This window comes from Sorangium sp. So ce362 (genome assembly GCF_051519845.1).
In the GTDB taxonomy this organism is placed as follows: domain Bacteria; phylum Myxococcota_A; class Polyangia; order Polyangiales; family Polyangiaceae; genus Sorangium.
Genome location: NZ_CP150332.1, coordinates 5,631,267 through 5,645,497 on the forward strand (window position 1 = coordinate 5,631,267; position 14,231 = coordinate 5,645,497).

The window sequence follows — 14,231 nt, forward strand, 5'->3', positions numbered from 1 at the left end:
AAGCGTAGGAGAGGCGGAGCTGCTATTCATGGAGATCCTCTGAGTTCGAAATCATTTGCAGGGCTTGCAAGGCCAGCTGCTCGTCGGCGAGATCTTCGAAATCGGAAATGGGAACCGGCACCTCGACTGAACTTTCGGACGGCCCATGCAGCTCCAAGAGCTTGGGGAGGAAGCCTGAACGACGCACGAGACTGACGGAGAGGCTGAGCATGAACGCGCGAATTTCCTCGTCGGACATGGAGTCCGCTGTACGCAGCAAATGCCGGCGCTCACCGTTTCCGAACTTTGACAGGAGGAACTTCGCGATGTGGGTGGCAGATGGGTGATCGAAGAGCAAAGTGGCCGGCAAGTTGCTTCCAACCAGCAAGGCGAGCCGGTTACGGATTTCGACGGCCATGAGCGAATCCATTCCGAGCTCCCTCAAGGGCTGGGCCGTAGGAATCGCGTCGCCGCGCTGAAGCCCGAGCACCGCAGCGACCTCGGCCCGCACCAGCTCGACGAGCGCGTTCAGCCGCTCCGCCTCCGGCAGCGCCGAGAGGCGCTCGCGGAGCGTCGACGCCTCCTTCCTCGCGGCAGAGGACGCCTTGCGCAGCCCGGGGCGCACCAGCGCGCGAAGCAGCGCGGGCAGCTCGCCGCTGGCCTCCAGCCCACGCTGCAGCTGCGCGAGATCCAGGTGCACAGGGACCAGGCTCGCTTCAGGGCGTGAGAGCGCGGCGTCCAGCAGAGCGAGGCCCTCGTCGACCGACATCGGCACGAGCCCTGCGCGCCTGATGCGCGACAGCTCGGCCTCGCCCAGGTGCGCTGTCATCCCCACGCCCGCTTGCGCCCACAACCCCCACGCCAGGCTCGTCGCCGCGAGCCCGCGGCCGCGACGGTGCGCCGCGAGCGCGTCGAGGAACGTGTTCGCCGCCGCGTAGTTGCTCTGGCCCGCCGTGCCAAACGTACCGGCCACCGACGAGAACAGCACGAACGCCGCGAGATCGAGCTCCCGCGTCAGCTCGTGCAGGTGCAGCGCCCCGTCCACCTTCGGCGCCAGCACCCGCGAGAGGCGCTCGGCCGTCTGGGCGGCGAGGACGCCGTCGTCGAGCACGCCGGCCAGGTGCAGCACCGCGTTCAGCGGCCGCGCCGCGTCGATGCCGGCCAGCACGCGCGCGACCTCCCCCCGCTTCGACACGTCGCACGCAGCCACCGTCACCGTCTCGGCGCCGAGCTCCTCGAGCGACCGCACAAGCTCGCGTGCCCCGGGCGCCTCCAGCCCGCGGCGCGACGTCAGCACAAGGTGCCGCACCCCGTGCGCGCGCACCAGGTGCGCCGCGACCGCCTGACCCAGCTCCCCTGTCCCGCCGGTCACCAGCACCGTGCTCGCGGGGTCCAGCCCGCGGGCTCCTCGGGTGAGCTCTTCCGTTGCAGCCTGTGCGCGCACAAGGCGCGCGGCCAGCGCCGCGCCGCCGCGCAGCGAAAGCTCCGGCTCCGCCGTCGTCGCCAGCGCCCGCGCCAGCAGCCCAGCGTCCACGCGCTCGGCCCCGACATCGATCAGGCGCAGCCGGCGCTCGGGGTGCTCGCTTCGCGCCGCGCGAACGAGCCCCCACAGCGGCGCGCGCGCCAGGTCCTCGACGGCGTCGTCCGGCGCCGCGCCCACCGCGTCCCGCGTCACCCAGACCAGCTCGACCCCCTCGAGCCGCGGCTCCGACAGCCACGCTTGCAGCAGCGACAGCGCCTGCCGCGTCGCCTCGTGCGACGACCCCGCCACGTCCAACAGGCTCGGGCTCGGGGCGGTGACGTCGACCACCACCCGCGCAGGCGCGCTCGCGCTCTCTTCGAGGCGTGCGAGCAGTTCATCGAGGCCTGCGAGCGCCTCCGCCCCCAGGGCTTCGGCCAGTCGCGCTCCTCCCTCCGGTGCACCGAGGACCACCAGCGAGCCCGTCCCCAAGGGAGGTGCCGCGAGGTCCACAGGCTGGAAGCTCACCTGATACATAGGTTGGCCACCAGCGTGAACGGCTGTCCGCAGCTGCTCGGCCGTCGCCCGGCGCAGACGTAGAGCGCCGATGCTCGCCACGGCCTGCCCCGTGGAGTCAGCGACGTACAGCGAAGCCGCTGGCTGCTGTGCGCTTTGTTCCTGCATCTCCACCCGGATCCGAAGCTCGCTCGCCCCCGTCGCGTGCAGCACCACGTCCGACCAGGCGAACGGCAACAACACGCCGTCTGGCCCTGACGTCTGAGAGAAAACTGCGACCATCGTATGCAGCGCGGCATCCATCAGCGCCGGGTGCACCCCATACGCCTCGGCGCTGGCCCTCGCGCTCTCGGGCAACACCACCCGGCCGTAAAGCCTCGTGCCTTGACGCCATAGCTCCACGAGGCCCTGGAAGGCCGGACCATAGTCGAGCCCATGCTCACGCAGCCGCTCGTAAAACCCGGACAGGTCCACCTCCTCCGCGCCCGGCACAGGCCACGTCGACAGCTCGTCGAGCTCGCCAGGAGCGCCGGGCGTCTCGTCCGTCAACGCCCCCGTGGCGTGCTGCACCCACGGGGCGTCCTCCGGGGCCTGCTCGGACTGGCTGTACAGCCCGACCTCGCGCCGGCCCGCCGCGTCCGGCGCTCCGACCGAAAGCTGCAGCCGCGCCGCGCCCTCCTCGGCCAGCACCAGCGGCTCGGCCAGAACCAGCTCCGACAGCGCTCGGCTGCCCACCGCGCGCCCCACCGCCAGCGCCAGCTCCAGCATGCCCGTGCCCGGAAACACCACCTTGCCAAACACCTTATGATCCCGGAGCCACGCATGCTCCGCCAGCGACAGCCGCCCTGTGAACAGGTGCCCCTCGCCGTCGGCCAGCTTCATCGCGGCGCCGAGCAGCGGATGGCCGGCCGCCTTCAGGCCCGCCGAGCTCACGTCACCGCGCCCCCTCGGCGCCTCCAGCCAGTAGCGCTGCCGCTGAAACGCGTACGTCGGCAGCTCCACGGACCGACCGCCACGGCCCGACAGCACCCGCTTCCAGTCCACCTCGTGCCCTTGCACGTGCACCGTCCCCAGCGCCGTCGCCAGCGCGCGCTCTTCCTCCTGCTCTCGCCGCAGGCTCGCCACAAACGTCGCCTCCGCTCCCTCCGGCAGGCACCCCGCCCCCAGCGCGCACAGCACGCCATCCGGACCGCACTCGACGTACGTGCTCACCCCCGCCGCCGCCAGCGTCCGCATCCCGTCGAAGAACCTCACCGCCTCGCGCGCCTGCCTCACCCAGTACTCGGGTGACCTCAGCTCCTGCGCGCTCCACAGCTCGCCCGTCACGCTGCTCACCACGGGCAACTGCGGCCTCCCATACTCGCACTCGCGCGCCACCCTCCCGTACTCTTCCAGCATCCCGTCCATGTGCGGGCTGTGGAACGCGTGCGACACGCGCAGACGCCGCGCGCGCCGGCCCTGCGCCTCGAACCGACTCCCCACCTCCAGCACCGCCGCTTCGTCCCCGCTCAGCACCGTCTGGCTCGGACCGTTGAGCCCCGCGATCCCGAGTACGCCCTCCAGCCCCATCGCCGACAGCGCCCCCTGCACCTCCGGCTCCGACGCTTCCACCGACATCATCGCTCCGTCCGCCTGGCACCTCTGCATCAGCCGGCCTCGCGCGCACACGAGCCTCGCCGCGTCCACGAGGCTCAGCACACCCGACACGTGCCCCGCGCTCAGCTCTCCTATCGAGTGCCCCAGCAGCGCCGCGGGCCTCACTCCCCACGCCTCCCACTGCCGGTACAGCGCCACCTCCAGCGCGAACAGCCCGGGCTGCGTGTACTCCGTCCGCTCCAGCAGCGCTCCCTGCTCGCTGCCCGCTTCCGCGAACACCACCTCTCTCAACCCACGGTCGAGCTGCGCGTCCAGCGCCTCGCACACCTCGTCGAACGCCGCGCGGAACACAGGGTATGATTCGTAAAGACTCTTCCCCATCCCCGCCCGCTGGCTACCCTGCCCCGTGAACAGCACCGCCAGCTTCCCGCCGCGCCCTCCCGTCCCGCGCACCACCCCGGCAGAAGCTCGACCCTCCGACAGCGCCCTCAGCCCTTCCACCGCCTCCGATACGCTCCCCGCCTGCACCGACGCGCGCGAGGCAAAGTGCGTCCGGTGCAGCGCCGCCGTCCTCACCACGTCCGACCAACGCACCTCCCCGTGCTCGCCCAGCCACGTCGCCCAGCGCTCCGCCTGCGCCGCCACCGAGGCCTCGTCTCGCCCCGACAGCACCAGCGGCATCGCAACACCCTCTGCCGCCTCCGCCGCCGCCGGCTCGCGCACCGCCTCCAACGGCGCCTCTTCGAGGATGACATGTGCGTTCGTCCCGCTGATGCCGAACGACGACACGCCCGCAAAGCGGGGGAGGCCGTCTGCGCGTCGAGGCCAGCCGGTCAGGCGGTCGACCACCTGCACCGGCAGACTCTCCCAGGAGATCTGGGGGTTGCGCGGCGTGCTGTGCAACGTCGCCGGCAGGGCCTCATGCCGAAACGCCGCCAGGATCTTGCACACTCCGGCGATGCCGGCGGCCGACTCCAGGTGACCGATGTTGCTCTTGACTGCTCCAAGCCACAGCGGGCGAGTCGCCTCCCTGCCTTGCCCGTACACCGCGCCGAGCGCTTGCACCTCGATCGGATCGCCCAGCGCCGTGCCCGTGCCGTGGCACTCGACCACATCGATGCTCGACGCCTCCAGCCCCGCGTTCCGGAGCGCAGCGCGCATCACCTTCTGCTGGGCCGTGCCGTTCGGCGCCGTGATCCCGCTGCTCGCGCCGTCCTGATTGACCGCCGTGCCCCGCACCACGCCCAGCACCCGCATCCCCTGCGCCTGTGCGTCCGAAAGCCGCATCAGCACCACCACCCCGACACCCTCGCCACGGCCGTAGCCATCAGCCGCCTGCGAGAACGTCTTGCACCGTCCGTCGGGCGAGACCGCACGCGTGCGCGACAGCAACACAAACCCCGCCGGGTTCGCGAGCACCTGCACGCCGGCCGCCAGCGCCACCTCGCAATCGCCGCGCCTCAACGCGTCGCACGCCAGGTGCAGCGCCACCAGCGACGAGCTGCACGCCGTATCGACCGACACCGCCGGGCCTTGCAGCCCGAGATGATATGCCACACGCCCCGCTGAGAAGCTCAGCGCGGTCCCCGTCAGCGCATACGCATCTTCGTTCGCGCTCTTGCCGCGATGGCTCGCATACTCGCTCGGCGCCACGCCCACGAACACCGCCGTGTCCGAGCCCTTCAGCTGGTCTGGACGCACTCCCGCGTCCTCCAGCGCGCTCCACGCAGTCTCCAGCAGCAGCCGGTGCTGCGGATCCATCGGCTCCGCCTCGCGCGGGCTTATCCCGAAGAACCCCGCATCAAACGATGCCACGTCGTCCAGCAGCGAGGCATGCCTCACATACGTCTTGCCCTTGGCCTCGGGGTCAGGATCGTACATCGCCTCCACGTCGAAACGGTCGGTCGGGATCGGCCTTAGCGTATCCCGCCCCTCCACGAGCACCTGCCAGAGGCTCTCCAGGTCGTTCGCACCGCCCGGCATGCGCAGCCCCACTCCCACGATCGCTATCGGCGCGCTCCGCTCCGGTCCACGGCTCACGCCGCGCTCGTCCGCCGCCGATCGCTCCGGCGGCATCAGCTGCTCCAGCAGCCAGCGCGTTACCTCTCCTTGCGTCGGATAATCGAAGATCAACGTCCTTGTGACCGACACCCCCGTCCGCTGCTGCAGCCGCTTCGACAGCTCCACCGCCATCAGCGAGTCCAGCCCGAGGTCCAGAAAGCCTCGCTCCGGGTCCAGCCCGCTCGGGTCCTTCACGCCCAGCACCGCCGCCGTCTCGCTCGCCACGAGCTCGCGCAGCCGCTCGCTCCGCTCCACCCCCGGCAGGCCGAGCAGCATCTCCCGCAGCGCCTTGTCCCCCGCTCCGCCCGCGGCCTGCTGCGGTGTCCGGCCCTCCAGCGCCTGGCGCGCTTGCTCGATCCCGTACAGCAGCGGCCTCGGCCGCGCCGCGCAGAACAGCGGCGCGAAGCGCGACCAGTCCACGTCCGCGATCGCCACCGATGTGCGCCGCAGCCCAACCTCCAGCGCGCAAAGCGCCTTGTCCGGCGACATCGCCACCAGCCCGCGGCTCCGGAGCTGCGACTCGTCCTCGTCGCTCACCATCCCGCCTCCGGACCACGGACCCCAGTGCAGCACCGTCGCCGTCTGCCCCCGGGCACGCCGGTAGCGCGCGAGCGCGTCGAGCCCTGCGTTCGCCGCGCCGTACGCGGCCTGCGTCCCAGAGCCCCACAGCCCAGCGACGCTGCCATAAAGCACGAACGCATCCAGCTCGCGCTCTGCCAGCAGCGCCTGCAGGTGCCATGCTCCCTTCACCTTCGCCGCGAGCTCCTGCGCCAGCATCTCGGGCGCGAGCTCTCGCACCGGCACGCGGCGGCCTATCCCCGCCAGATGCGCCACCGCGCTCAGCGGCGCTTCATCCTGCTCAAGCTGCCTCACCAGCGCCTCGACCTGCGCTCGCTCCGACACATCGCACGCCGCAAGCGTCACGCGCACGCCCCGCCCCTCAAGCTCCTCCCGGAGCTCGCGCGCGCCCGCAGCCGCGGCGCCACGGCGTGACGCCAGCACCAGGTGCTCTGCTCCCCGCTCCGCCAACCAGCGAGCCAGATGGCTCCCGAGCCCTCCCACTCCACCCGTGATGAGCACCGTGCCACGCGGCTTCCACCCCGCTCCGCCGTCGTCGCCACTCACCCGCACGATGCGCCGCACAAGACGCCCACCGCGTCGCACCGCCACCTGGTCCTCGTTGTCCTGGGCCACGAGCGTCCTCAGCACCTGCTGCACCGCTTCCGCGTCCACCTCCGCCGGCAGGTCTACCAGTCCACCCCAGCGCTCGGGGTGCTCCAGCCCCACCACCCGCGCCAACCCCCACGTCAGCGCCTGCGCAGGGTCGGACACCCCTTCGCTTGCCTCCGTGCTCACCGCTCCCTGCGTCAACACCCAGAGCCGCGCATCGAGCCCAGCGTCGCCGAGCGCCTGCGCCAGCGCCAGCGTCTGGTACACTCCGGAAGGCCCTCGCCCTTCCTCCAGCGCACCTTGCTCCCCAGGCCCGCTCAGCGCCACGACGCCACGCAGCTCGCCCTCCAGCCCTCTCAACGTCGCCGCCAGCTGCGCTCGCTCTTCGGTCGCCGGCTCGATGATCACCTCTGCACCCGCAGCTCCGAGCGCATCGCTCACCGCCGCGGCCAGCCCTCCGGCACGCGGAGATGACACCAGCAGCCATCTGCCCCTCACGTCCGGCTTACCCCTGGCAGCGCTGGCTTCCCTTTGCCACGCCTCCTCGTACAACCAGCCAGACACCGCGGCTTCTGCGTCCTTTCTCCGGCGCCACGCCGCAAGGTACGGCAGCAGCGGCCCGACGCTCTCGCGCACGTCGTCAGGCAGCTCCAGCAGCTCGGCAACGCCTTCGCCTTCCTGCACCGCGTTCCACAACGCACGCTCCGGCCACGAGGCATTCACCTCTGCCGCCGTCGTCTTGGGCGCCTCCAGCCAGTAGCGCTGCCGCTGAAACGCGTACGTCGGCAGCTCCACGGGCCGGCCGCCACGGCCCGACAGCACCTGGGCCCAGTCCACCTCGTGCCCTTGCACGTGCACCGTCCCCAGCGCCGTCGCCAGCGCGCGCTCTTCCTCCTGCTCTCGCCGCAGGCTCGCCACAAACGTCGCCTCCGCTCCCTCCGGCAGGCACCCCGCCCCCAGCGCGCACAGCACGCCATCCGGACCGCACTCGACGTACGTGCTCACCCCCGCCGCCGCCAGCGTCCGCATCCCGTCGAAGAACCTCACCGCCTCGCGCGCCTGCCTCACCCAGTACTCGGGTGACCTCAGCTCCTGCGCGCTCCACAGCTCGCCCGTCACGCTGCTCACCACGGGCAACTGCGGCCTCCCATACTCGCACTCGCGCGCCACCCTCCCGTACTCTTCCAGCATCCCGTCCATGTGCGGGCTGTGGAACGCGTGCGACACGCGCAGACGCCGCGTGCGCCGGCCCTGCGCCTCGAACCGACTCCCCACCTCCAGCACCGCCGCTTCGTCCCCGCTCAGCACCGTCTGGCTCGGACCGTTGAGCCCCGCGATCCCGAGCACGCCCTCCAGCCCCATCGCCGACAGCGCCCCCTGCACCTCCGGCTCCGACGCTTCCACCGACATCATCGCTCCGTCCGCCTGGCACCTCTGCATCAGCCGGCCTCGCGCGCACACGAGCCTCGCCGCGTCCACGAGGCTCAGCACACCCGACACGTGCCCCGCGCTCAGCTCTCCTATCGAGTGCCCCAGCAGCGCCGCGGGCCTCACTCCCCACGCCTCCCACTGCCGGTACAGCGCCACCTCCAGCGCGAACAGCCCGGGCTGCGTGTACTCCGTCCGCTCCAGCAGCGCTCCCTGCTCGCTGCCCGCTTCCGCGAACACCACCTCTCTCAACCCACGGTCGAGCTGCGCGTCCAGCGCCTCGCACACCTCGTCGAACGCCGCGCGGAACACAGGGTATGATTCGTAAAGACTCTTCCCCATCCCCGCCCGCTGGCTACCCTGCCCCGTGAACAGCACCGCCAGCTTCCCGCCGCGCCCTCCCGTCCCGCGCACCACCCCGGCAGAAGCTCGACCCTCCGACAGCGCCCTCAGCCCTTCCACCGCCTCCGATACGCTCCCCGCCTGCACCGACGCGCGCGAGGCAAAGTGCGTCCGGTGCAGCGCCGCCGTCCTCACCACGTCCGACCAACGCACCTCCCCGTGCTCGCCCAGCCACGTCGCCCAGCGCTCCGCCTGCGCCGCCACCGAGGCCTCGTCTCGCCCCGACAGCACCAGCGGCATCGCAACACCCTCTGCCGCCTCCGCCGCCGCCGGCTCGCGCACCGCCTCCAACGGCTTGCGCACCGCCTCCAACGGCGCCTCTTCGAGGATGACATGCGCGTTCGTCCCGCTGATGCCGAACGACGACACGCCCGCGCGGCGCGCCCGGCCGTTGCGCGGCCACCGACGCGCCTCTTGCAGCAATGACAGCCCGCTCCCCTCCCACGCAACGTGCGGGCTCGGCTGCTCCGCGTGCAACGTCCTCGGCAGCACCTCGTGCTGCATCGACAGCACCATCTTGATCACACCCGCCACGCCCGCCGCAGCCTGCGCGTGACCGAGGTTCGACTTCGACGAGCCCAGGTACAGCGGTCGCTCGGCCTTGCGCCCAGGCCCGAACACCTCCGCAAGCGCTCCGGCCTCGATCGGATCTCCGAGGCTCGTGCCCGTCCCATGCGCCTCCACCGCGTCGATGTCCTCCGGCGACAGCCCGCACGACGACAGCGCCTGTTCAATCACCCGCTGTTGCGCGGGGCCGTTCGGCGCCGTCAGGCCCTGGCTGCGACCGTCCTGGTTCACCGCTGACCCACGGACCACCGCCAGCACACGGTCCCCGTCGCGCCGCGCGTCCGAGAGCCGCTTCAGCACCAGGATCCCGCACCCCTCCGACCAGCCCGCGCCGTCCGCCTGCCCGGAGAAGCTCTTGCAACGGCCGTCGCGGGCCATCCCCTTGAGCCGGCTGAACTCCACGAACAACGCGGGGGTGCTCATCACCGTCACCCCGCCGGCCAGCGCCAGGTCGCATTCGCCCTGACGCAGCGCCGTGCACGCCAGGTGCAGCGACACAAGCGACGACGAGCACGCCGTGTCCACCGTGATCGCTGGGCCCTGAAGCCCGAGCACGTACGCCACGCGGCCTGAAAGCACGCTCGCCGCGCTCCCGGTGCCCCGGTACCCGTCCAGCGCCTCCAGCCCGCCCCCCTGGTAAGCGCCATAGTCCGAACCCGCGGCCCCCAGATACACCCCGGTGGCGCTCCCGCTTAGCGCCGACGGGCGCCCGCCGGCCCGCTCCAAGGCCTCCCACGCCGTCTCCAGCACAAGCCGCTGCTGGGGATCCATCGACTGCGCCTCGCGCGGCGATATCCCGAAGAAGTCCGCGTCGAACAGGTCGATGTCCCGCAGGAACCCACCCTCGCGCGCGTAGCTCTTGCCCGCGGCCTCCGGATCGGGGTCGTAGACCGAAAGCCCGTCCCAGCGCGCAGGGAGGCCCTCGATCGCGTCTTTCCCCTCGGCCAAGAGGCGCCAGTAGTCTTCCGGCGTCTCGACGCCCCCCGGCAGCCGGCACGCCATCGACACGATCGCCACCGCCTCGTCTTCTCTCGCGCGACGACGCGCCCCCCTGCGGACTTCCGTCACCTGCAGGCCCGAAAAGGCCTGCTTCAGGAGCAACTCCGCGATGGCCCGCGGCGTCGGGTAGTCGAAGACCAGCGTCGCCGGCAAGGACGTCTCCGTCCGGGCGGCGAGGCGGTTGCGCAGCTCCACCGCCATCAACGAGTCGAGCCCGAGGCCCTTCAGCACCTGCTCTGCCCCCACAGCCTCGCTGCGCTGGAGCCCGAGCACCGCGGCGACCTCGCCCCGCACCAGCTCGACGAGCGCATTCAGCCGCTCCGCCTCCGGCAGCGCCGAGAGGCGCTCGCGGAGCGCCGAGGCGTCTCGCCTCGTTGCCGAGGACGCCTTGCGCAGGCTGGGGCGCAACAGCGCCCGAAACAGCGCCGGCAGCTCGCCGTTGGCCTCCAGCCCACGCTGCAGCTGCGCGAGATCCAGGTGCACAGGGACCAGGCTCGCTTCAGGGCGCAAAAGCGCGGCGTCCAGCAGCGAAAGCCCCTCTTCCACTGACATCGACACGACCCCGTAGCGACTGAACCGTGCCAGCTCCGCGGCTCCCAGCTGTGCCGCCATGCCACCACCGGCCGGTGTCCAGACACCCCAGGCGAGGCTCGTCGCCGCGAGCCCGCGGCCGCGGCGGTGCGCCGCGAGCGCGTCGAGGAACGTGTTCGCCGCCGCGTAATTGCCCTGGCCCGCCGTGCCCAACGTACCGGCCGCCGACGAGAACAGCACGAACGCCGCGAGCTCGAGCTCCCGCGTCAGCTCGTGCAGGTGCAACGCCCCGTCCACCTTCGGCGCCAGCACCCGCGAGAGGCGCTCGGCCGTCTGCGTCTGAATCACGCCATCATGGACCACGCCGGCCAGGTGCAGCACCGCGCTCAGCGGGCGCGCCGCGTCGATGCCGGCCAGCACGCGCGCGACCTCCTCCCGCTTCGACACATCGCACGCCACCATCGACACGGTCTCGGCGCCGAGCTCCTCGAGCGACCGCACGAGCTCGCGTGCCCCGGGCGCCTCCAGCCCGCGGCGCGACGTCAGCACAAGGTGCCGCACCCGGTGCGCGCGCACCAGGTGGAGTGTCACCGCCTGCCCCAGGCCGCCCATGGCTCCGGTCACCAGCACGGTACCCGCGGGGTCCAGCCCGCGGGCTCGGGTGAGCTCTTCCGTTGCCGCCTGTGCGCGCACCAGGCGCGCGGCCAGCGCCGCGCCGCCGCGCAGCGAGAGCTCCGGCTCCGCCACCGTCGCCAGCGCCCGCGCCAGCAGCCCAGCGTCCACGGGCTCGGTCCCGACGTCGATCAAGCGCAGCTGGCGCTCGGGGTGCTCGCTGCGCGCCGTGCGAACGAGCCCCCACAGCGGCGCGTGCGCCAGGTCCTCGACAGCATCGTCCGGAGCCGCGCTGACCGCGTCCCGGGTCACCCACACCAGCTCGACAGCGTCGAGCCGCGGCTCCGACAACCACGCTTGCAACAGCGAAAGCGCCTGTCGCGTCGCCTCGTGCGACGACCCCGCCACGTCCGAGCGCGGTGAGCTGGCAGCGTTCGTGTCGATCACCACCCGCACAGGCGTTGGCGCGCCCCGCTCGATCCAGGCGCGCAATGCATCGAGATCGGCAATCGCCTCCGCCCCCAGGGCTTCGGCCAGCTGCCCTCGTCCCTCCGCTGCACCGAGGACCACCAGCGAGCCCGCCTCCAGGGGGACTTGCGCGAGGCTCACGGGCTGGAAACTCACCCGGTACAGGTGCTGCTCATCGGTGCGGGTGACCGCCCTCAATTGCTCGGCCGTCACACGGCGCAAACGTAAAGCACCGACGTTCGCCACCGGCTGGCCCGCGGCATCCGCAGCGCACAGAGATGCCGTTGCCTGAGTGGAGCCGTCTGCCTCTTTGAGCTCCAGGCGCACCCGAAGCTCGCTCGGCCCCGTGGCATGCGTCGCGACGTCTGCCCAGGAGAAGGGCATCAACAACGCGTCCGCCTCCCAATGCCCCTCGCCGGCTGCGCCAAGCACCTGCAGTGCTGCATCCATCAGGACGGGATGCAGGCCATACGCCTCCGCGCTGTCCTTCTCGGTTCCTGGCAGCACCACCCGGCCGTAAAGCCTCGTGCCTTCGCGCCACAGCTCCACGAGCCCCTGGAACGCCGGGCCGTAGTGGAGCCCGCGCTCACGCAGCCGCTCGTAAAACCCGGACAGGTCCACCGCCTCCGCGCCCGGCACAGGCCACGTCGACAGCTCGTCGAGCTCGTCAGGAACGCCGGGGGTCTCGTCCGTCAACACCCCCATGGCGTGCTGCACCCACGGGGCGTCCTCCGGGGCCTGCTCGGGCTGGCTGTACAGCCCGACCTCGCGCCGGCCCGCCGTGTCCGGCATTCCGATCATCACCTGCAGCCGCGCCGCGCCCTCCTCGGCCAGCACCAGCGGCTCGGCGAGCGTGAGCTCCGACAGCGACCGGCTGCCCACCGCGCGCCCCACCGCCAGCGCCAGCTCCAGCATGCCCGTGCCCGGAAACACCACCTTGCCAAACACCTTATGATCCCGGAGCCACGCATGCTCCGCCAGCGACAGCCGCCCTGTGAACAGGTGCCCCTCGCCGTCGGCCAGCTTCATCGCGGCGCCGAGCAGCGGATGGCCGGCCGCCTTCAGGCCCGCCGAGCTCACGTCACCGCGCCCCCTCGGCGCCTCCAGCCAGTAGCGCTGCCGCTGAAACGCGTACGTCGGCAGCTCCACGGGCCGGCCGCCACGGCCCGACAGCACCCGCGACCAGTCCACCTCGTGCCCCTGCACGTGCAGTTGCCCCAGCGTCCTGTACAGCTGCGACACCCCACCTTCGTCGCGCTGCAGGCTCCCCACCACCACGCCCTGCGCCTCCGCGCACGCCGTCGTCAGCGGCATCGCCAGCACCGGGTGCGCGCTCACCTCCACGAACACCCCGTGGCCGTCCTCCAGCAGCTTCGCCAGCGCTCGGTCCAGCCGCACCGTCTGCCGAAGGTTGCGGCACCAGTACTCGCCGTCCAGCCCCTCGCCGCGCGACACCTCTCCTGTCACCGTCGAGTAAAACGGGATCTCCGTCGCCTTCGGCCTGAGCGACGACAGCTTCGCCCCCAGCTCGGGCAGCAGCGCATCCATGTGCGCGCTGTGCGACGCGTAGTCGACATTGACCTTCCGGCAGAACACACCTTCTGCCGTCAGCTCCGCCATCAGCCCGTCCACCGCCTCCACGTCCCCCGACATCACCGTCGAGCTCGACGTGTTCACCGCCGCTATCGCCAGCGCGTCGCCGTACCGCTCGATGCGCTGCTGCACCTCCGACACCGGCCGCTCGACCAGCATCATCGCCCCTGACCCCGACCGCTGCCGCACCGCCTGGCTGCGCAGCGCCACGACCCGCGCTCCCTCCGCCAGCGACAGCGCTCCGCACACCACCGCCGCCGACACCTCGCCCTGGCTGTGGCCCACCACCGCCGCAGGCTCGACCCCCAGCGAACGCCACGCCGCGGCCAGGCCCACGCACATCGCGAACAGCGCTGGCTGCACCACGTCCACCCGCTCCAGCGACGGCTGCTCCTCCCCGCCTTCTCCGCGCAGCACCGACAGCACAGACCAGCCCGTCCACGGCCGCAGCGCCTCATCGCACGCCTGCACCGCCTCCGCGAACGCCGCGCTCTGCTCCAGCAGCGCCCGGCCCATCCCCGGCCACTGGCTCCCCTGGCCGGGGAACACGAACACCACCTTGCCTCGCGCGCGCGCCGTGCCCACCGACGCCGCCCGGTGGCCGCGCCCCTGCGACAGCGCCCTCAGCCCCTCCACCGCCTCCGATACGCTCGCCGCCTGCACCGACGCGCGCGAGGCGAAGTGCGTCCGGTGCAGCGCCGCCGTCCTCACCACGTCCGACCAACGCACCTCCCCGTGCTCGCCGAGCCATGTCGCCCAGCGCTCCACCTGCGCCGCCACCGAGGCCTCGTCTCGCCCCGACAGCACCAGCGGCATCGCAACACCCTCTGCCGCCGCCGCCGCCGCCGGC

1 protein-coding gene (only partly in view) is annotated in these 14,231 nt (G+C 72.0%); it reads right to left on the reverse strand.

Annotated features, from left to right (window positions below; all coding sequences use genetic code 11):
- Positions 1–22: 22 nt before the first annotated feature.
- Positions 23–14,231, reverse strand: the 3' portion of a protein-coding gene (locus WMF17_RS21530) for a type I polyketide synthase (RefSeq protein WP_437651001.1). Its footprint extends 13,505 nt past the window's final position; only the last 14,209 of its 27,714 coding nucleotides appear in the window; the start codon falls outside the window, past its right edge; it ends in the stop codon at positions 23–25.